At 61.4% G+C, this 19,671-nt stretch carries 21 protein-coding genes; 6 read left to right on the top strand and 15 right to left on the bottom strand.

The window, feature by feature from the left end:
* The first annotated feature begins 55 nt into the window (after positions 1-55).
* On the top strand, positions 56-985 hold the full coding sequence (gene tagQ, locus IB241_RS08710) for a type VI secretion system-associated lipoprotein TagQ (RefSeq protein ID WP_192298022.1): 930 nt from the start codon (positions 56-58) through the stop codon (positions 983-985).
* A gap of 71 nt (positions 986-1,056) precedes the next feature.
* On the opposite strand, the gene IB241_RS08705 is transcribed toward tagQ, so the two are convergent.
* Complete coding sequence (locus IB241_RS08705) at positions 1,057-1,509, bottom strand: hypothetical protein (RefSeq protein WP_192298021.1); 453 nt, start codon at positions 1,507-1,509, stop codon at positions 1,057-1,059.
* Positions 1,510-1,825: 316 nt separating this feature from the next.
* Here IB241_RS08705 and IB241_RS08700 point away from each other — a divergent pair, with 316 nt between their 5' ends.
* Positions 1,826-2,200, top strand: coding sequence for a hypothetical protein (locus tag IB241_RS08700; protein ID WP_058424462.1), 375 nt, complete (start codon positions 1,826-1,828; stop codon positions 2,198-2,200).
* A 131-nt stretch (positions 2,201-2,331) separates the two neighbouring features.
* Here IB241_RS08700 and IB241_RS08695 read toward each other — a convergent pair whose 3' ends face one another.
* From IB241_RS08695 to exbB, 6 genes are all read right to left on the bottom strand, one after another.
* Positions 2,332-3,732 carry an aminoacyl-tRNA deacylase and HDOD domain-containing protein gene (locus IB241_RS08695; RefSeq protein WP_192298020.1) on the bottom strand — a complete coding sequence of 467 codons (1,401 nt, stop codon included), beginning with the start codon at positions 3,730-3,732 and terminating at the stop codon, positions 2,332-2,334.
* Between the two features lie 77 nt (positions 3,733-3,809).
* The gene (recG, locus tag IB241_RS08690) at positions 3,810-5,885 is read right to left on the bottom strand and encodes an ATP-dependent DNA helicase RecG (RefSeq protein ID WP_192298019.1); all 2,076 of its coding nucleotides are present in this window, start codon (positions 5,883-5,885) and stop codon (positions 3,810-3,812) included.
* A gap of 8 nt (positions 5,886-5,893) precedes the next feature.
* Entirely contained in the window at positions 5,894-6,814 is a 921-nt protein-coding gene (locus IB241_RS08685; protein ID WP_192298018.1) for a hydrogen peroxide-inducible genes activator, read from the bottom strand.
* Between the two features lie 250 nt (positions 6,815-7,064).
* Positions 7,065-7,811 (bottom strand): TonB family protein, encoded by a 747-nt coding sequence (locus tag IB241_RS08680; protein ID WP_192298017.1) that lies wholly within the window; start codon positions 7,809-7,811, stop codon positions 7,065-7,067.
* Positions 7,808-8,233: a TonB system transport protein ExbD gene (exbD, locus tag IB241_RS08675; RefSeq protein WP_017735752.1), complete on the bottom strand. Its 426-nt coding sequence runs from the start codon at positions 8,231-8,233 to the stop codon at positions 7,808-7,810. The genes IB241_RS08680 and exbD overlap by 4 nt, the downstream gene beginning before the upstream one ends.
* 6 nt (positions 8,234-8,239) lie before the next feature.
* The gene (gene exbB, locus IB241_RS08670; protein WP_192298016.1) at positions 8,240-9,205 is read right to left on the bottom strand and encodes a tonB-system energizer ExbB; all 966 of its coding nucleotides are present in this window, start codon (positions 9,203-9,205) and stop codon (positions 8,240-8,242) included.
* Between the two features lie 189 nt (positions 9,206-9,394).
* On the opposite strand from exbB, the gene IB241_RS08665 reads away from it, so the two are divergent.
* A complete protein-coding gene (locus IB241_RS08665) occupies positions 9,395-10,246 on the top strand; it encodes an SDR family oxidoreductase (RefSeq protein ID WP_192298015.1) in 852 nt (283 codons plus the stop codon).
* 124 nt (positions 10,247-10,370) lie between these two features.
* Here the strand turns inward: IB241_RS08665 and IB241_RS08660 are convergent, their stop codons facing one another.
* The 6 genes from IB241_RS08660 to IB241_RS08635 all read right to left on the bottom strand — a co-directional run bounded on the left by IB241_RS08660 (position 10,371) and on the right by IB241_RS08635 (position 15,666).
* Positions 10,371-11,114: a hypothetical protein gene (locus IB241_RS08660; protein WP_192298014.1), complete on the bottom strand. Its 744-nt coding sequence runs from the start codon at positions 11,112-11,114 to the stop codon at positions 10,371-10,373.
* Positions 11,115-11,169: 55 nt separating this feature from the next.
* The gene (locus tag IB241_RS08655; protein WP_003176922.1) at positions 11,170-11,550 is read right to left on the bottom strand and encodes a RidA family protein; all 381 of its coding nucleotides are present in this window, start codon (positions 11,548-11,550) and stop codon (positions 11,170-11,172) included.
* A gap of 24 nt (positions 11,551-11,574) precedes the next feature.
* Positions 11,575-13,680, bottom strand: coding sequence for a bifunctional GTP diphosphokinase/guanosine-3',5'-bis pyrophosphate 3'-pyrophosphohydrolase (spoT, locus tag IB241_RS08650; protein ID WP_056860838.1), 2,106 nt, complete (start codon positions 13,678-13,680; stop codon positions 11,575-11,577).
* Positions 13,681-13,740: 60 nt separating this feature from the next.
* Positions 13,741-14,004 carry a DNA-directed RNA polymerase subunit omega gene (gene rpoZ, locus IB241_RS08645; protein ID WP_003176920.1) on the bottom strand — a complete coding sequence of 88 codons (264 nt, stop codon included), beginning with the start codon at positions 14,002-14,004 and terminating at the stop codon, positions 13,741-13,743.
* A 167-nt stretch (positions 14,005-14,171) separates the two neighbouring features.
* Positions 14,172-14,792, bottom strand: coding sequence for a guanylate kinase (gmk, locus tag IB241_RS08640; protein ID WP_192298013.1), 621 nt, complete (start codon positions 14,790-14,792; stop codon positions 14,172-14,174).
* 10 nt (positions 14,793-14,802) lie between these two features.
* Entirely contained in the window at positions 14,803-15,666 is an 864-nt protein-coding gene (locus tag IB241_RS08635) for a YicC/YloC family endoribonuclease (protein ID WP_192298012.1), read from the bottom strand.
* Positions 15,667-15,863: 197 nt separating this feature from the next.
* Here IB241_RS08635 and rph point away from each other — a divergent pair, with 197 nt between their 5' ends.
* Together rph and IB241_RS08625 are read left to right on the top strand one after the other, a co-directional pair.
* Positions 15,864-16,586, top strand: coding sequence for a ribonuclease PH (rph, locus tag IB241_RS08630; RefSeq protein WP_017735760.1), 723 nt, complete (start codon positions 15,864-15,866; stop codon positions 16,584-16,586).
* A gap of 22 nt (positions 16,587-16,608) precedes the next feature.
* A complete protein-coding gene (locus IB241_RS08625; protein ID WP_192298011.1) occupies positions 16,609-16,977 on the top strand; it encodes a DUF4870 domain-containing protein in 369 nt (122 codons plus the stop codon).
* A gap of 58 nt (positions 16,978-17,035) precedes the next feature.
* On the opposite strand, the gene IB241_RS08620 is transcribed toward IB241_RS08625, so the two are convergent.
* Positions 17,036-17,815 (bottom strand): exodeoxyribonuclease III, encoded by a 780-nt coding sequence (locus IB241_RS08620; protein ID WP_003195493.1) that lies wholly within the window; start codon positions 17,813-17,815, stop codon positions 17,036-17,038.
* 82 nt (positions 17,816-17,897) lie between these two features.
* On the opposite strand from IB241_RS08620, the gene pyrE reads away from it, so the two are divergent.
* A complete protein-coding gene (gene pyrE / locus IB241_RS08615) occupies positions 17,898-18,542 on the top strand; it encodes an orotate phosphoribosyltransferase (RefSeq protein ID WP_028618476.1) in 645 nt (214 codons plus the stop codon).
* A 202-nt stretch (positions 18,543-18,744) separates the two neighbouring features.
* Here the strand turns inward: pyrE and argB are convergent, their stop codons facing one another.
* Entirely contained in the window at positions 18,745-19,650 is a 906-nt protein-coding gene (gene argB / locus IB241_RS08610; RefSeq protein WP_017735763.1) for an acetylglutamate kinase, read from the bottom strand.
* Positions 19,651-19,671: the final 21 nt, after the last annotated feature.

Genomic DNA, 19,671 nt, shown 5'->3' with positions numbered 1-19,671 from the left:
GACTCAGGCGGCCGTGGCCGTGCTGGGCAAGTCAAACTTAAAAGAGAACACACCTATGCTTTTTTCCCGTAAGGCGGTTTCCAAGCGTCACTTGCTGCTGATCGCAGCCGGCTTCAGCACCGTGCTGACCGGTTGCGCCACGTCGCCGGCCTCCAAGGTCGCGTCGAGCACCAAGGTCGAGTACTACCCCAACTGCTACGAGCCGGTGCAGCACTTGCGCGCCACCGACTCGAACATGACCAAGTCGGTTGTCACCGGCGCGGCCATCGGCGCTGCCGGCGGTGCCCTGCTCGGCGTCCTGACCGGCGACAAGGAAAAACGTGGCCGTAACGCCGCCATCGGTGCTGCGGGCGGTGCCCTGGCGGGCGGCGCAGCGGGTTACTACACCGAGCGCCAGAAGCAGATCGCCGATGACAACCAGCGTATTGCCTCATATGCGGCTGATGTGAACAAAAGCGCCTCCGACATCGACCGCAGCACCGCGTACGCCAAGGCGTCCCAGCAGTGCTACCAGAGCGCGTTCACCAAGCTGGTGGCTGATCGCAAAGCCAAGACCGTCAACGACACCGAAGGCCGCAAGCGCCTGGCGGAAATCGTCGCGGGCCTGAAGGAATCCAATGACCTGATCGTTGCGGTCAACGGTAAAGCGGCCGAAGACCTGAACAACTACACCCAGGCCTACGAGAAAGACCTGCAACAGGTTGGCGTACAGCGTACCGACGTGGTCACCGTGGCCAAGGCCGATACAACGACACCTGTGGTAGCCGCGGGCAAGAAGAAAGGCACAGGCTCCAAACCGCCGAAAAAGCCGCCGCTCCCAACCGTACCAACAGAAGCGGTGAGCACCGAGAAGACCTTCCAGACCGCCCAGACCAAGCAGGATGAAAGCAAGAAGGTCGCCAGCGCCGGTAAAGCTCAGCTCGAAGGCAGCTGCCGCGATCCGAACCTGGCCGACTGGGCGCCGGTTCCTTGCCCCAACGTTTAATCCAGTGACTGGTTAATACAAGGGACACCCGTCAATTGAAATGACGGGTGTCCCTTGTGCCTCAGAGATAGTTACTTCACCGGAGGGTTCAGGCCTTTGATATGGAGTTGGCCACAGGTAAACCGGTAAGGCGGGGCTAAAAACTCTAGCGTGGCGGTGAGGGTTTCCGATTTTTCATCAAAAGAGAACTCAAGTTGCCCTGTAGTTCCCGCGTATGTTTTATCGGCGAAGAATGCCGCATAAGCTGAACCGGGGTCGCCCGTTGGCTCTATCGGTAGTATTGATGGGGTGTACAGGTCATCAAAATGTATATAAACCCAAAAAATCAAATGCGGGTAATTGTCGACGCGTGCAATAACTTCAAGATGCTCGCCGTTGAATCTCATCATCACTTCTTTCGTGGCTCGGAATTCGTCAAAAGGAGGAAGCGGATCCATAGCAATCTTTATGGTTAGTTCGCCCTCGCTGTGTGCAGCCCGACGTGGCTTGCGTAACCACGAAGGTGTCGTTTGGTTTTTTAACATCGTTAAGCCCTCATTCATGGGTTATGGCGTAAACCAGAAATTGATTCAGCCAAGGTCCGTGTAATTAGTTTGAGGGGTGTGTACTGCGCTCATAACTGTCAAAGTTGACAGTTATCAATTCTTTTTTGGAATAAGCCTTGGGCAGGGTAGGCGTGCAGGGTGGTTATCCTTCGGGCAAACCATTATTTGAGCGTGACTCATTAGTCATTAAATCTGCAAGTAACGTTTGGTTCTTGCGTGTAGCAAACCTTGTTGGTGTTCTATATAGGAATGGCTAAACTGCGCCAGCTGTTTAATTCAACGAGGCTGCGTCGTTATGAAATTCCGTCTTCTCCTGTGGGTGCTGGGCCTGATGATGGGCAAAGCCAGCCGCACCAACCCTGCCTTCCAGCAACAACTGGGTGATAAAGACCTGGCCTTCCAGTTGCAGACCCTCGACGGCAAAGTCGCCCGTCACTTCATCGTCAAAGACCAACGCATCACCAGCCGTTCGGGCGTCCACCCGACGCCGGCGTTTGCCATCGCGTTCAAGGACGCTGCCTACGGCTTCGCCACGATGCAGGCGAAGAACAAGCAATTGGCGTTCATGACGGGGATTCAGGACAAGTCGATCCAGATCAAGGGCAACCCGGCGCTGGTGATCTGGTTCCAGGGGTTGACCAAGTATCTGAAGCCGAAGAAAAAGAAGTAGGGTTTTCAGGTAGACCGAGGTGGATTCTTCGCGAGCAAGCCCGCTCCCACATTCGACCGCATTCTCATGTTGGAACTCGGTCAACTGTGGGAGCGGGCTTGCTCGCGAAAGCGGTCTGACAGGCTACAGAGTCAGGGCTGGCTGAACTGTGAGGCCAGTTCGCGCAACAGCACCTCGGCATCCAACACCTTGCCCACCACTTCCTCCGCCTTGTCCCGGGTCAGTCCCAGGCGCTCAAGCAGTTCGTCGGGAATGGCCTCGTCCGGCCCGGAACCGATGCCTCGGCTGCGCAGCAAGCGCACGGCCAGGCACACCAGGTTCGGATACTCGGCGTACTGACCGTCATAGGTCGGGTCGTGCTGGAAGCGCAGGGCGGTGGACAGTTCGTCCGGCATGTCCCAGTAGCGCATCAGCCAGGCGCCGATCTGCTCGCGGCTGATGCCCAGCAGGTGCTGTTCCACGTAGCTGTGGCATAGGTGCGGGTTGACCTCCAGGTGCCGGCAGATCAACGAGAAGTGCGGCGGGAACACGTGGGCCAGCAGCAGGTAACCGAAGTTGTGCAGCAAGCCGGCCAGGTAGGTCAGGCCGGCTTCCGGGCGCTGGGCGCGCGGCATGGCGCGGGTCAGGCCTTCGATCACGGCGGCGGTGTAGATCGACTGGTGCCAGTACGGCGTGGCCTGGTGCGGGTGGTCCTTGGGCAGGCTCAGGGTCTTGCCCAGGGCCAGGCCCAGTGCCAGGTTGATCACCAGGTCGAAGCCCAGCACGCGCACGATGGCGTCTTCCACCGAGCGGATCTTGCCCGGCGAAGCGTAGTACGGCGACGCGGCCCAGCTCACCACCTGGGCGGCCAGGGCCGGGTCGGTTTCCACTACGCCCGTGATGTCATCGATGGTGGCGTTGGGGTCGACGCGCAGCTTGATGATCTTTTGCGCGGTGTCGGCCAGCGGCGGGATCTCAAGGGTCGCTTCCAGGCGCTGCTGGATACGGCGGGCGGTGAACGCCTGCATCGCCTGGGTGATTTCCTCACGGTCATCATTGGGGCGGTCGAGGTTCGGCCGGATGTTGCTCAGGGGTTCGCCGAACTGCGCGGCGCTGGCCTTGGTGAGCATGCTCTTGAAGTGTTCGCTGGCGATCTCCAGCAGCAACCCGGCTTCACCCGAATGCACCAGCAGGTTCGGCTCGTTGAGCAGGCTGCCTTCGTACAGGCACGGCGAGCTGGTCAGCGCCGGCAGGCCGGGCAACAGGCTCAGGTCGTGCTTGCCGAGCATGCGCGCGACGCGATCCGGCGCCACGGCCGTGAGGCGGCGGCCGGTGAGTTCGGCGAGGCGGTTGAGGTCGAGCAGTTGGTTCTGCGGGAACAGCACCATCAGAGCGCCCACGGCATCTTCCAACAACACCGCCTGGACCTTGCGCGCAGGGTTCAAGCCAAGGTGTTCGGTGACTTCCGTGTAGGGGATGGCGAGTTTGGCGAGCAGCGCCTGAATGACCGGCGGAGTGGTCAGTGGGGCTGTGGCGTGGGCAACTTCTGACATGGCCTGATCCAATTTCTTACAGTCGTTGGAGTATAACCAGCTTGATACACATGGGGGTCGTATAAGTGCGCGCAGCGTCACACTTGGCCGTATTGCTGCCCATGTCGGAGCCAGCGGTCCAGCAACGGGCTGACATGTTCCGGCCAACGCTCCAGCAAGGCTTGCGCCGCATCACGCACGGCGGGTAGCAGGTCGGCGTCGCGCATCAGGTCGGCGACCTTGAATTGCAGCAGGCCGGTCTGGCGCGTGCCGAGCATTTCCCCGGGGCCACGCAGTTCGAGGTCTTTTTCGGCGATGACAAAACCGTCGTTGGTCTCGCGCATGATGCCCAGGCGCTGGCGGCCGATCTGTGACAGCGGCGGGTGGTACAGCAATACGCAATGGCTGGCGGCGCTGCCCCGGCCGACGCGGCCGCGCAGTTGGTGCAGTTGGGCCAGGCCCAGGCGCTCGGGGTTTTCGATGATCATCAGGCTGGCGTTGGGCACGTCCACCCCGACTTCGATCACCGTGGTGGCGACCAGCAGTTGCAGGTTGCCGGCCTTGAACTCGGCCATCACCGCGGCTTTTTCCGCGGGTTTCATGCGGCCATGGATCAGCCCGACCTTGAGCTCGCCGAGGGCGCTGGTGAGGTCTTCATAGGTGGTTTCGGCGGCCTGGCAGGTCAGCTCTTCGGACTCTTCGATCAGCGTGCACACCCAGTACGCCTGGCGGCCTTCGGCGCAGGCGCCGCGCACGCGCTCGATCACTTCGACGCGGCGGGTGTCGGTGACCAGCACGGTGTTGACCGGGGTACGGCCGGGGGGCAGTTCGTCGAGGATCGAGGTGTCGAGGTCGGCGTAGGCGCTCATCGCCAGGGTGCGTGGGATTGGCGTGGCGGTCATGATCAACTGGTGCGGATTCATGCGCCCGCCCACGCCTTTCTGACGCAGGGCCAGGCGTTGCTGCACGCCGAAGCGGTGCTGTTCGTCGATGATCACCAGGGCGAGGTTCTTGAACTGCACTTCGTCCTGGAACAGCGCGTGGGTGCCGACCACCATCGGTGCGCCGCCGGCGATCTGCTCCAGCGCCGCGGCGCGGTTCTTGCCCTTGAGCTTGCCGGCCAGCCATGCCACTTCCAGGCCCAGGGGTTCAAGCCAGCGCTTGAAGGTGATGAAGTGCTGCTCGGCGAGGATCTCGGTAGGGGCCATCAACGCGACCTGGTAGCCGGCTTCCAGCGCCTGCAAGGCCGCGAGGGCGGCGACCACGGTCTTGCCCGCGCCGACGTCGCCCTGGATCAGGCGCAGCATCGGTTCTTGCTGGCTGAGGTCGTAGGCGATTTCATTGCCGACGCGCTGCTGGGCTCCGGTCGGGGTGAAGCCGAGGTTGGCCAGGTATTGCGCAGGCAACCTGGTGGCCTTGGGCATCGCCGGTGCGCGCAGCGAGCGCATGCTTTCGCGCAGGCGTTGCTGGGACAGCTGGTGTGTCAGCAGTTCTTCGAAGGCCAGGCGGTGCTGGGCCCAGTGGTGACCAAGGGCCAGCTCATCGACATCGGCGTCGGCGGGCGGGTGATGCAGATAGCGGATCGCATCGTCCAGCGGCGCCAGTTGATAGTCGCGGGCCAGCTCCAGCGGCAGCCAGTCGGGCAGGCTTTTCGGGCCGAGCAGGGTCAGGGTCTGCGTGCACAACTGGCGCAGGCGCTGTTGGGTCAGGCCTTCGGTGAGCGGGTAGATCGGGGTGAGGGTGGTGTCCACCGGAGGCGGCTCGTCGCCGGTGATGGCCCGGTACTCCGGGTGGTAGATCTCCAGGCCGGATGCACCGGGCCGCGCTTCACCGTAGCAGCGCACGCGGGTGCCGCGCTTGAGACCTTCCTTCTGCGCATTGCTGAAATGATAGAAGCGCAGGCTCAGGCCGCCGGTGCCATCCTGCAAGCGCACCACCAGGCTGCGGCGCTTGCCCATCACCACGTCGGCGCCGCTGACGGTGCCTTCGACCACCGCGTCCTGCCCTGGGCGCAAATGGCCGATGGGCACCACGCGGGTGCGGTCCTGGTAGCGCAGGGGCAGGTGGAAGAGCACGTCCTGGAGATTCTCCAGGCCGACCTTGGCCAGTTTTTCGGCCATGGCTTCACCGACACCCTTGAGTGCCGTCACCGATACCTGCGACAGCTCAGTCATACGGTTACTTAGCTCGCAACAGGCGGCTTGGCCACCGAACACAGGCGGATCGAGTCGGCGAGGATCTCAATGGCCTTTGGCCGTGGGAAGCTGGCGCGCCAGGCAATCGCTACGGTGCGAAATGGCACCGGCGGCGTCAGTGGGCGCACTTCGATCACGCCGGCGGCGTAGTGATGGCTGTCGACTGCCGACAGCGGCAGGATCGAGATGCCCAGGCCGGAGGCGACCATGTGGCGGATGGTTTCCAGGGAGCTGGATTCCACGGTGGTGTGTTTGGCGCCGTCGTTGCCCTTGGTCAGGGTCGGGCAGGCTTCCAATACTTGATCGCGGAAACAGTGGCCTTCACCAAGCAGCAGCAGGCTCTTGTCGTTGAGCAGGGCGGCGTCGATGGTGTCTTTTTTGGTCCAGGGGTGGTCGGCGGGCATCAACACCTGGAATGGCTCGTCGTAGAGCGGCAGGGTCAGCACGTCGGCCTCGTTGAATGGCAGGGCGATGATGATCGCGTCCAGCTCGCCGTTGCGCAGTTTGTCGCGCAGCACGTGGGTGAAATTTTCTTCGATATACAGCGGCATCTGCGGCGCGACGCGGTGCAGTTGCGGGATCAGGTGCGGGAACAGATACGGGCCGACGGTGTAGATGGCGCCGACTTTGAGCGGGGCGGTCAGCTGGTTTTTACCGGCTTGGGCCAGCTCGCGGATGCTTTGCGCCTGCTCCAGGACTTTTTGCGCCTGGGCCACGATGCCTTCGCCCACGGGCGTGAGGCGCACGGCGCTTTTGCTGCGCTCGAAAATCAGCACACCGAGTTCGTCTTCAAGCTTTTTCACGCCCACCGACAGCGTCGGCTGGCTGACATGGCAACGCTCGGCCGCATGGCCAAAGTGCTGCTCTTGGGCGAGGGTCACGATGTAGCGTAATTCTGTAAGAGTCATAGCGGGCGTCCATGAGGTTGCGGGCCAAGCATACCGGCTGCAATCGATAGACACACGTTATCAGAAGTTTGCTGGGGATTGAGCGGGGAATGCCGGGGATTTTGTGGGAAAGAGACTTTATGCAGCGATGAAATCAAATGTGGGAGCGGGCTTGCTCGCGAAAACGGTGTGTCAGTGATGAATGTATCAACTGACACTCCGTTTTCGCGAGCAAGCCCGCTCCCACATAGGCCGCGCTTGCGCGCGGTATTTAGCGGCGCTTCTCGATGTTGTACACGAACGGTGCAACGATCTCGATGGTGCCACCTTTGAGCATGTCGCTTGGCGGCTTGGGCAACGGTTGAGCGCGACGGATCATGTCCAGGGTCGCACGGTCCAGGTCGGCGTTGCCGGAGCGGCCTACCAACTCGTAGGACAGCACGTTGCCGTCTGCATCCACCACGAACTTCAGGCGGTTCAGGCCTTCCTTGCCACGGGCCTGGGCGCCGGGCGGGTACTTCTTGTACTTCTGCAGGTGCGCCAGCAGGGTGCCTTCCCAGGATGCCTTGGCGGCAATCTGTTGTGGCGACGGGCCGGGCACGGGCTGGGCCGATTTTTCAGCCGGTGCCTGGGTCGGTGGAGCGTCGCTCGGCGGCTCTTCGGAAGGCTTCTCCTTGACCGGCTCGACCTTTTTCTCCACCGGCTTGGGCGGCTGCGGTTTTGGTTTGGGCTTGACCGGCTTGGGCACCTGGATTGTCGGCTTGGGTGCCTCGGCCAGTTTCGGCAATGGCAGCTCTTCCACCGGCGCTGGCGGTTGCGGCGGCGTGATCACCTTCGGCGGAGCCGGCGGTGGCGGCGCGGGCATCGGCGCCAGGTCGATGACCATGGCAGCCGGCGGCAACTGGACCGTATGCGGCGCGGACCATTGAAGCGCGATGATGATCGCGACGGCATGCACGCCCAGCACGACAGCGAGGCTTGTGCCATACCGCGTCAGTTTGTGGCGCGTCGTGATCATTTCTTGGCTGCCGTCTCAAGTCCGACCAGGCCTACCTTGAGGTAGCCGGCTGCCCGCAGGGCATCCATCACGCTCATCAGGTCGCCGTAGTCCACGCCCTTGTCGGCCTGGAAGAAGATCGTCGTGTCTTTCTTGCCCTGGGTCTTGGCGTCGAGCACCTGGCCGAGGGTTTCGGATTTGACTTCTTCTTCGCCCAGGAACAGACGCTGATCCGCCTTGACGCTGAGGAACACCGGTTTCTCTGGCCGTGGCGCTGGTTTGGCGCTGGAGGCGGGCAGGTCGACCTTGATGTCCACAGTTGCCAACGGTGCCGCCACCATGAAGATGATCAGCAGCACCAGCATCACGTCGATAAACGGCGTGACGTTGATTTCGTGGTTCTCGACGAGTTCGTCGTCGCCTTGATTCAAATGCAGGCCCATGGCCGATTACCCCACTTTCACCATGTGCGGTTGCGAGCTGCGCTCGGTAGGCAGGTGATCGAGGTCGCGGCTGACCAGCAGCAGGACTTCTGCCGACGCGTCGGATACCTGGGCCTTGTAGCCGGCAATCGAACGGGCGAAGACGTTGTAGATCACTACCGCAGGAATCGCTGCAACCAGGCCCAGGGCGGTGGCCAGCAGGGCTTCGGCGATGCCCGGGGCAACGACGGCGAGGTTGGTGGTCTGGGTTTTGGCGATGCCGATGAAGCTGTTCATGATGCCCCACACGGTGCCGAACAGGCCGACGAACGGTGCGGTGGAACCGATGGTTGCCAGCACGCCGGTGCCGCTGCTCATGTTACGGCCGCAGGCCGCAACCAGGCGCTCGAGGCGGAAAGCCACACGTTCCTTGATGCCTTCTTTTTCGCGGGTGTTGGCCGACAGGCGCATTTCTTCCAGCGCGTCGTGCACCAGAGTGTTGGCCAGGGTGCCCTTCTTGGTCGCGCTTTCGCTGGCTTCCTTTAGGGTGGTGGCTTTTTTCAGGTGGACGATTTCAGCGCGCAGACGACGCTTGGCGCCCAGCAGCTCGAAGCCTTTGGCGATCCAGATGGTCCAGGTGATGATCGAGGCGATGGCCAGGCCGATCATCACGGCTTTCACCACTACGTCAGCGTTCTGGTACATGCCCCATGGGGACAGGTCGTGGGCCATGCCCAGGGTGTTGTCTTCTTCCAGGACCACGCCGGTTTCGTCGGCGGGTGCAGGTGCAGGTGCTGCAGCCAGGGCCGGATCGGTGGCGGCCGGCGCGGCGGCAGGCGCCGCAGTGCTGTGCTCGGCAGCAGCTGGAGCGGCCGGCGCGGTGGCATCGGCGAATGCTACGGTCGGTGCCAGCAGGACGCTGAGCATCAGCGCGGCAATCGCGCGCCAGGCGCGGGACGTGGTTGGCGAAGCGGGGTTTGTATTACGTGTCATGCTGGCCGGACCTGAGAAGAAAAAGTGGGTGATCGTCCTTCCAGACCCGGGGGGGCCGAGGACAAATGGGCGGTTATTATTGCAAGTAATTCTTGTTAACAGAAGTAATACAGTAACTTTATTTGTGCTTTTTCTGGCCGCCGGTCTGCTGCGAGGGCTAATCTAGACCTTTCAGTACGGAGTTTTGTGATGTCTGCGCCTTCTGTTGTGATTGCCGGTTGCGGCGATGTGGGTAGTCGGCTGGCTAGCCAATTGCTGGCCTCGGGATGGGAGGTTCATGGCCTGCGTCGCGATATTTCGCGCCTGCCCGAGGGCGTCATTGGCATCGCCGGCGACCTGTTCAGCAAGGACTGTCCGGACACCTGGCCGATCGGCGGGGTGGATTACCTGGTGTATTGCGCAGCCGCGACCGACCACGACGAGGCCGGGTATCGCGCGGCTTACGTGCAGGGCTTGAAGCATGTGCTGGAGTGGCTGGACGACTACGGCCAGGCGCCGAAGCACCTGCTGTTTGTATCCAGCAGCAGTGTGTATGGGCAGCAGAACGGTGAGTGGGTCGACGAAACATCCGATACCCAGGCCAAGGGCTATTCCGGTCAGGTGATGCTGGAAGCCGAGCAAGTCGCGCTCAATAGCGGCATCCCGGCGAGCGTCGTGCGGCTGACCGGTATCTATGGCCCTGGGCGTGAATGGTTGCTGACCCAGGTGCGCCAAGGCTATCGCGTGGCAATCGACCCACCTTTATATGGCAACCGTATTCATGCGGACGACGCCGCAGGCTTGCTGGCGTTTTTGCTGCGGCATGTGGAGCAGGGCGGGCAGTTGGACAAGGTGTACATCGGCGTCGATGACGCGCCGGCGCCGTTGGCCGAGGTGGTGGATTGGTTGCGCGGGTATCTGGGTGTGACGGAGTGGGCGGACGATGCGAGCGTGCGGCGGGCGGGGAGCAAGCAGTGCAGCAATGCGCGGGTGAGGGCTCTGGGCTGGAAGCCAACTTATCCGAGCTATCGCGAAGGTTATGCGGCGATTCTCAAGGGCTGAAATGCGGTCAAAAATGTGGGAGCGGGCTTGCTCGCGAATGGGGTGTTTCAGAAGCACATTCAGTGACTGACACTCCGCATTCGCGAGCAAGCCCGCTCCCACATTTATATTAGCGTGAGGCTGGCTATTGCTTTTCAAGCAACCATTGGCGCGGGCCCGGGGTGAACTGAGGCACTTCATCGGCCTGCGCAGTATTCACCGCCTGGAAGATTTCCAGCTGCCCACCCTTGCGCACGAATATCCACGGGTTGCCCTGGCCGTTCAGTTGCAGCCAGATGCTGTCGTAGCCGCCGCTCATCGATGCGCAGTCACCCGCCAGGCACAGCGAGTACTGGTCCGCATTCGGCAGGCCGACCACCTTGCCGTTGGCCTGGAACTGCACGATGGCGCCATTGCCGAAGCCGTCGGTGATCTTCCAGTCGCCGCCCAGGTAAGCGGCATATAGCGCCCGTTCGAAGTTGGCGCCCAGTGGGGCACCGTCCGGGGCGGGGTCTTTGGCGCGGGCGAACAGTTGCTCGGGCTCATTGTCGTTGGCCGCTTGCAGCAGTTGCTTGCCTTTGCGCTTGAGTTCGGTGGCGGAGCTGCCGTAGAAATCCACGCGCCATATGCCGGATTGTTCACCCAGCAACTTGCCTTCCGCTACTTCAAAACCGTTGTAGTAGCGTGCCTGGCCAGCCTTGGTGTTGACCTCCCATTCGAGGTTCGGGCCAAAGCTTTGCAGGGCTTCACGCAAAGGGCCGCCCTTGGCCGCTGCATCGATGGCGACCTGGTTGATCCAGGTGCCGCTCACATCGAGGTCGGCGGGGTTGCTGGCGCAGCCGCCGAGCAGCAGGGTGAGCAATGAAGAGGCTACAAGCGCTTTGCGCATTACGAAATCCTTCTGAAACAAAGTCGGCGCAGCCCGTGAGGCTGCGCCGGGTGTTTTACTCGATGACCAGAATCGCGTCCATCTCAACCTGCGCACCCTTTGGCAGGGCGGCTACGCCGATGGCGGCGCGGGCTGGGTAGGGTTGTTCGAAGTATTTGCCCATGATCTCGTTGACCTTGGCGAAGTGGCTCAGGTCGGTGAGGAAGATGTTCAGCTTGACGATGTCCTTGAACGAACCGCCGGCCGCTTCAGCCACGGACTTGAGGTTTTCGAAGACCTGCACGGTCTGTGCTTCGAAGCCTTCCACCAGTTCCATGGTCTTTGGGTCCAGCGGGATCTGGCCGGACATGTAGACGGTGTTGCCCGCCTTGATGGCCTGGGAGTAAGTGCCGATGGCGGCTGGGGCCTTGTCGCTGGTGATAACAGTCTTGGTCATGAGTGACTCCTTGTAAGAGACAGGTTATGCACGCATGCGGGTGATGCGGATCACTCCGGTCAGGGCGCGCAGTTTCTTGATCACGCGGGCCAGGTGCACACGGTCGTGCACGCTGACTACCAGCTGGACCACGCTGATGCGACCATCGCGTTCGTCCATGCTGATTTTCTCGATATTGCCATCGGCCGCATTGACGCTGCTGGCCAGCAAGGCGATCAGGCCGCGCTGGTGTTCCAGTTCGACGCGCAGCTCGACGTTGAATTCGCCGGTAACATCCTTGGCCCACGACAGCTGGATGCATTTTTCCGGGTTGTGGCGGATCTCGGTGATGTTGCGGCAGTTGTCCAGGTGCACCACCATGCCTTTGCCCGCCGACAGGTGCCCGACAATCGGGTCGCCCGGGATCGGCGTGCAGCACTTGGCGTAGCTGAGCACCAGGCCTTCGGTGCCGCGAATCGCCAGCGGACCTTCGGGGCTTGGCAGTTGCTCGCCTTCGCCAAGCAGGCGGCGGGCGACCACATAGGCCATGCGGTTGCCCAGGCCGATGTCTTCCAGCAAGTCTTCGATGGTTTCCTGGCGGTACTCGTGGAGCATCGCCTGCACGCGTTCGGCCGGGATCTTGTCGAGGGCGCTGTCGAACCCGTTGAGCACCTTGTTCAGCAGGCGCTCGCCGAGGCTGATGGACTCGGAACGACGTTGCAGCTTGAGGGCGTGCCGGATGTGGGTGCGCGCCTTGCCGGTGACCACGAAGTTGAGCCAGGCCGGGTTCGGGCGGGCGCCCGGTGCGCTGACGATCTCGACCGTGGAGCCGCTTTGCAGTGGCTCGGACAGCGGTGCGAGACGACGATTGATCCGACAGGCAATGCAGCTGTTGCCCACGTCGGTGTGCACGGCATAGGCAAAGTCGACCGCCGTGGAGCCCTTGGGCAGCTCCATGATCCGGCCTTTGGGCGTGAACACGTAGACCTCGTCCGGGAACAGGTCGATCTTCACGCTTTCGATGAATTCGAGGGAGTTGCCGGCACGTTGCTGCATTTCCAGCACGCCTTTGACCCACTGGCGCGCGCGGGCATGGGTGCCCTTCGGCTGCTCGTCGCCGCTGGACTTGTACAGCCAGTGGGCGGCAATGCCGTTGTTGGCCATCTCTTCCATTTCGCGGGTGCGGATCTGGATCTCGATCGGCACGCCATGCATACCGAACAGCGTGGTATGCAGCGACTGATAGCCGTTGGCCTTGGGAATCGCGATGTAGTCCTTGAAGCGGCCCGGCAGGGGCTTGTACAAATTATGTACAGCGCCCAGCACGCGGTAGCAGGTGTCGACCTTGTCGACGATGATCCGGAACGCATACACGTCCATGATCTCGTTGAAGGCCCGGCGCTTGCCGCGCATCTTCTTGTAGATGCCGTAGATGTGTTTCTGCCGGCCGCTGACTTCGCCCTCGATCTCATCGATCGCCAGGCAATGGCTCAGGGACTCTTCGATCTTGTTGACGATTTCCTTGCGGTTGCCCCGGGCGCGTTTGACCGCCTGGTAGATGCGCGCCGAACGCATCGGGTGCATGGCCTTGAAGCCGAGGTCTTCGAATTCGATACGAATGGCGTGCATGCCCAGCCGGTTGGCGATGGGCGCGTAGATTTCCAGGGTTTCCTTGGCGATGCGCCGGCGTTTTTCGCCGGACAGCACTTCCAGCGTGCGCATGTTGTGCAGCCGGTCGGCCAGCTTGACCAGGATCACCCGGATGTCGCGGGCCATGGCCATGGCCATCTTCTGGAAGTTTTCCGCCTGGGCTTCGGCCTTGGTCTCGAAGTTCATCTGGGTCAGTTTGCTGACCCCGTCGACCAGTTCGGCCACGGTTTCGCCAAATTGCGCGCTGAGCGCTTCCTTGGCGATGCCGGTGTCTTCGATCACGTCATGCAGCATCGCGGCCATCAGGCTCTGATGGTCCATGTGCATGTCGGCAAGAATGTTTGCCACCGCAAGAGGATGGGTGACATACGCCTCGCCACTGCGGCGGCGTTGGCCGTCATGGGCTTGTTCGGCGTAGAAATACGCTCGGCGGACCAGGTTGACCTGGTCTGGGCCGAGGTAGGCCGATAAGCGATCGGCGAGGGCGTCTATGCTCGGCAAAGTGTTAACTCCTGCCGATGGCTGTGACCCCGCGCCGTGCTACGTCGACCAGGCATAGGCTTAGACGGCCTCGTTGGACTCGTCCTCGAACGCTGCAAACAGCGGTTCGTCTTCAACGATTTCAGCGTTGGCGATGAACTCGTAGCTCATCAGGCCTTCAGCGATTTCACGCAGGGCTACAACGGTAGGCTTGTCGTTTTCCCACTGGACCAGTGGCTCTTTGCCGCCAGTGGCCAGTTGACGGGCACGCTTGGTAGAGAGCATGACCAGCTCAAAGCGGTTATCCACGTGTTCTAGGCAGTCTTCAACGGTTACGCGGGCCATGGTATTCCTCGGAGCGAATGCAAGATGCGCGCTGCCCGGTTGGGCGAGCGGACTGAACAGTTTAAAAAATCACCAGCGTTTAGGGAAGCGCTGATTTTTCGCGAGCCTTCGTAAAACCGCCGCAAGTGCCAATGTAAAGCCCTTGCAGCGGTTTTGGGAAGAGCCAATCAGCCGAGCAGTTCAGCCAATAATTTGCCGAAACGCTGCTGTTGACGCTTTTGCTGGAGCTGATTGGTGCGGAAAATCGCCTTCAAATCATCCAGCGCGTGGGAAAAGTCGTCGTTGATGATCAGGTAGTCGTAGTCGACGTAGTGGCTCATTTCGCTGACGGCTTCACGCATGCGGCCTTCGATGATCTCGTCGCTGTCCTGGCCACGGTTGGTCAGGCGCTGGTGCAAGGCGTCGAGGGATGGCGGCAGGATGAAGATCGAGCGCGCCTGGGGCATCAGCTTGCGTACTTGCTCGGCGCCCTGCCAGTCGATTTCCAGGATCAGGTCGTGGCCTTCGTCCAGGGTCTGCTGCAGGTGGCTTTGCGAGGTGCCGTAGAGGTTGCCGAAGACTTCGGCGCGCTCGAGGAAGTCGCCGTGTTCGATCATCTTGACGAACTCGGTGCGCTCGACGAAGTGATAGTGGACGCCGTTCACCTCTCCCGGGCGCATGGCGCGGGTGGTGTGGGAGACCGAGATGCGGATCTGCGCGTCAGCGTCGGTCAGGGCCTTGACCAGGCTGCTCTTGCCCGCGCCCGAAGGAGCGGAAATGATGTAAAGGGTGCCGGTGCTGTGGGTCATCGAAGTTGCCTTACTCAATATTCTGTACTTGTTCGCGCATCTGCTCGATCAACACTTTAAGGTTGACCGCCGCTTGTGTGCTGCGCGGATCGAACGCCTTGGAGCCCAGTGTATTGGCTTCCCGGTTGAGTTCCTGCATCAGGAAGTCCAGGCGCCGACCGGCGGCGCCGGCGGACTTGAGCACGCGGCGCACTTCAAGGATGTGGGTGCTCAGGCGGTCGAGCTCTTCGGCGACGTCGCTCTTTTGCGCCAGCAGCACCATTTCCTGCTCCAGGCGCGTCGGGTCGAGGTCGGCTTTCATGTCGGTGAAGCGATCGAGGACCTTCTGGCGTTGGGTCGCCAGCATCTGCGGTACCAGCTCGCGCAGGGTGACCACGTCTTCTTCGATCGACGTCAGGCGTTCGTTGATCAAACGGGCCAGTTCGGCGCCTTCACGCTCGCGGCCGGCTTTCAGCTCCTTCAAGCCCTGGTTGAACAGGGCGAGGGCTTCGGCGTTGAGGGCTTGCGGGTCGCTGGCGTCGGCCACCAGCACGCCGGGCCAGGCCAGGACTTCCAGGGGGTTCAGCGCGGCGGGTTGCTTGATCAGGCCGGCGATGGTCTCGGCGGCGGCGACCAGTTGCGCGGCGCGGTCGCGGTCCACCTGCAGCGGCTTGCCGGTGGTTTCCTCGGTAAAACGCAGGGTGCATTCCAGCTTGCCGCGGGAGATGCCCTGGCGCAGTGCTTCACGGACGGCGCCTTCGAGGTCGCGGAACGATTCCGGCAGGCGCAGGTGCGGCTCCAGGTAGCGGCTGTTGACCGAGCGCAGTTCCCAGCTCAGGGTGCCTTGGACGCCGGCTTTTTCGACGCGGGCGAAGGCGGTCATGCTGTGCACCATGGAGGTACCTCGCGTTGCAGCCCGTGTACACGGGCTGATGGTTAAGAAGGCGCAGGATTGTAGCGCAGTGGGGCGAGCGCGCCCAAACAATGGGCGACGGCCCGAGCATTCGTAAGCGAATTTTTTAGGCGTGCCCCGAATCGGTTCGCGGCTCTATAATGTCCGGCAGTTTTTCGTCCTCTGTACAGGTATCCCCTATGAAACGTCCAAGTGGTCGCGTTGCCGATCAGCTCCGCTCGATCCGCATCACCCGCAACTACACCAAACACGCCGAGGGTTCTGTACTGGTCGAGTTTGGCGATACCAAGGTGATCTGCACCGTCAGCGTCGAAAACGGCGTGCCACGTTTCCTCAAGGGCCAGGGCCAGGGTTGGTTGACTGCCGAGTACGGCATGCTGCCGCGCGCCACCGGCGAGCGTAACCAGCGTGAAGCCAGCCGTGGCAAGCAAGGCGGGCGCACCCTGGAGATCCAGCGCCTGATCGGCCGTTCCCTGCGCGCGGCGCTGGACATGTCCAAGCTGGGCGATGTGACCCTGTACGTCGACTGCGACGTTATCCAGGCTGACGGCGGCACCCGCACGGCATCCATCACCGGTGCCATGGTGGCCCTGGTTGATGCACTCAAAGTGATCAAGAAGCGTGGCGGCCTGAAAGGTGGCGACCCGCTCAAGCAAATGATCGCCGCCGTATCGGTGGGCATGTACCAGGGCGAGCCTGTACTGGACCTGGACTACCTGGAAGACTCGGCTGCCGAGACCGACCTGAACGTGGTGATGACCAGCACCGGTGGTTTCATCGAAGTGCAGGGCACCGCCGAAGGCGCGCCATTCCAGCCGGCCGAGCTGAACGCCATGCTGGCCCTGGCCCAGAAGGGCATGACCGAGATCTTCGAACTGCAGAACGCCGCACTGGCTGACTGAACCCGTCTCAAGGAGAAGCGCCATGAATGACAACCAAGTGCCGGTACCTACGCCTTCCTACGAAGTGCGCCAGGGCGCGATGTTGTGCCATCTCGCGGCGTTTCTGGGGTTTATATTCCCCTTCGGCAGCGTCGTGGGGCCGCTGATCCTGTGGCAGATGAAGAAGGAATTGGACCCGTTCATTGATGATCAGGGCAAGGAGGCGCTGAATTTCCAGATCACCGTGGCCATCGCCTGGATTGTTTGCATCGTGTTGGCTTTTGCGGTCATCGGGTTTTTCCTGATGACGGCGCTGGCCATCGCCGGTGTGGCGCTGACGATCATCGGTGCGATCAAGGCCAACAAGGGCATCGCCTACCGCTATCCCTTGACCTGGCGCCTGATCAAATAATGAACGCCCACAAAAAAACCGACAGCGATGTCGGTTTTTTTGTGCCTGGAAAAAGACCTTAGATGGTCAGTGTCCAGTCGTAGTCCACGATCAGCGGCGCGTGCTGCGAGAAGCGCGGCTGGCGCGGCAAGCGTGCGCTGCGAACAAACCGGCGCAGGCCAGGGGTCAGCAACTGGTAGTCGAAACGCCAGCCCAGGTTGAGCATCTCGGCCTGTTCGTTGTCTGGCCACCAGCTGTACTGGTCGCCTTCGCGGCTGACTTCGCGCAGGGCATCGACATAACCCATGTTGCCGACAATCTCGTCCATCCAGGCCCGCTCCGGCGCCAGGAAGCCCGGGGATTGCTGGCTGTCACGCCAGTTCTTGATATCCAGCTTCTGTTGCGCCACGTACAGCGAGCCACAATAAATGTACTCGCGACGTTTGCGTCGCTGTTTATCCAGGTAACGGGCGAAATCGTCCATTAGCTTGAACTTCTGGTTCAAGTCTTCATCGCCGTTCTGCCCCGAAGGAAGCAGCAAGGTCGCGATGCTGACCTTGTCGAAATCGGCTTGCAGGTAGCGCCCGTAGCGGTCGGCTGTCTCGAAGCCGAGGCCGCTGATGACCGCCTTGGGTTGCAACCGCGAGTACAAAGCCACGCCACCTTGGGTGGGCACTTCGGCATCGCAGGCATAAAGGAAGTAGCCATCCAGTTGGAAGGCTGGGTCGTCCAGTTCAAAGGCGGAGGCGCGGGTGTCCTGCAGGCAGATGACGTCGGCATTCTGGGCTTGCAGCCAACTGAGCAAACCACGCTCGACTGCAGCCTGAATACCATTAACGTTCACACTGATGATCCGCATAAATGGCCCCAAAAATCGCGTGCGTGTATGATACACGCCGTCTACCTAATTAGCTAAATCCGTGGTATCTGAGGCTTTTTTCATGCAGGCGTATCAACGCGATTTCATTCGTTTTGCCATCGATCGCGGCGTTTTGCGCTTCGGTGAGTTCACTTTGAAGTCCGGGCGCACCAGTCCGTACTTCTTCAATGCAGGCTTGTTCAACTCGGGCTCGGCCCTGGCGCAATTGGGTCGTTTCTACGCAGCGGCCATCGTTGAAAGCGGTATTTCCTTTGATGTGCTGTTTGGCCCAGCCTACAAGGGCATTCCCTTGGCGGCCGCTACGGCCGTGGCGTTGGCGGAGCATCATGGGCAGGATCTGCCTTGGTGCTTCAACCGTAAAGAGGCCAAGGCGCACGGCGAAGGCGGCAGCCTGGTCGGGGCGCCGCTCAAGGGTGACGTGCTGATCATCGACGACGTGATCACCGCTGGCACCGCCATCCGCGAAGTGATGCAGATCATCGCTTCCCAGGACGGCGCCAAGGCCGCTGGCGTGCTGATCGCGCTGAACCGCCAGGAGCGTGGCAACGGTGAATTGTCGGCGATCCAGGAAGTGGAGCGCGATTTCGGCATTCCGGTGGTGAGCATCGTGTCGCTGAACCAGGTGCTGCAGTTCCTGGAAGATGATCCGCAGCTCAAGCAGCATTTGCCGGCGGTGCGTGCATATCGCGAGCAGTTTGGCGTCTGACGCAGTAAGTCCTGTGGGGTGGGCTTGTGTGGGAGCGGGCTTGCTCGCGAATACGGTGTTTCAGAAACATATCTGCTGACTGACACTCCGCTTTCGCGAGCAAGCCCGCTCCCACAAGGGGATCTCCATTGGTCTGCAGGTTCAGCGCACATAAAAAAGGCCCCGCTCAATCAGATTGAGCGGGGCCTTTTGTTTGTAGCGTTTAAGGACGCTTGCGGTTACTGATCAGTGTGCCCACACCGGTATCGGTGAAGATTTCCAGGAGGATTGCATTCGGAACCCGGCCGTCGAGGATCAGCGAGCTGCCCACGCCACCTTGCACCGCTTCCAGTGCGCAACGGATCTTCGGCAGCATGCCGCCGTAGATGGTGCCATCGGCGATCAACTCGTCCACTTGTTGCGTGGTCAAGCCGGTCAACACCTTGCCTTCCTTGTCCATCAGGCCGGCGATGTTGGTCAGCAGCATCAGCTTTTCAGCCTTCAGCGCTTCCGCCACCTTGCCTGCTACCAGGTCGGCGTTGATGTTGTAGGACTCGCCGTTGGCGCCCACTCCGATAGGCGCGATCACCGGGATAAAGTCACCCTTGACCAGCAGGTTCAGCAGGTCGGTGTTGATGCCGATCACTTCGCCCACCTGGCCGATGTCGATGATTTCCGGCTGGGTCATTTCCGGCGTCTGACGGGTGACTGTCAGTTTTTTCGCGCGGATCAGTTCCGCGTCCTTGCCGGTCAAGCCAATGGCGCTGCCGCCGTGGCGGTTGATCAGGTTGACGATGTCCTTGTTCACCTGGCCACCGAGGACCATTTCCACCACGTCCATGGTCTGTGCGTCAGTCACGCGCATGCCATCGATGAAATGACTCTCGATCGACAAGCGCTTGAGCAGGTCGCCGATCTGCGGGCCGCCACCGTGGACCACCACCGGGTTGATCCCCACGGCTTTCATCAACACGATGTCACGGGCAAAGCCGGTTTTCAGCTCTTCGCTTTCCATGGCATTGCCGCCGTATTTGATCACCAGCGTCTTGCCGACGTAGCGTCGAATGTAAGGCAACGCTTCGGAAAGGACCTTGGCGGTGTTGGCAGCGGCTTCGCGTTCGAGGGTCATTCAGGGCTCCGGTGCAAAAAA

It is taken from the genome of Pseudomonas sp. PDM05 (assembly GCF_014851685.1).
GTDB lineage: Bacteria > Pseudomonadota > Gammaproteobacteria > Pseudomonadales > Pseudomonadaceae > Aquipseudomonas.
Note: the sequence above shows the minus strand (reverse complement) of the source record. Positions and strands in the feature narration are given on the sequence as shown.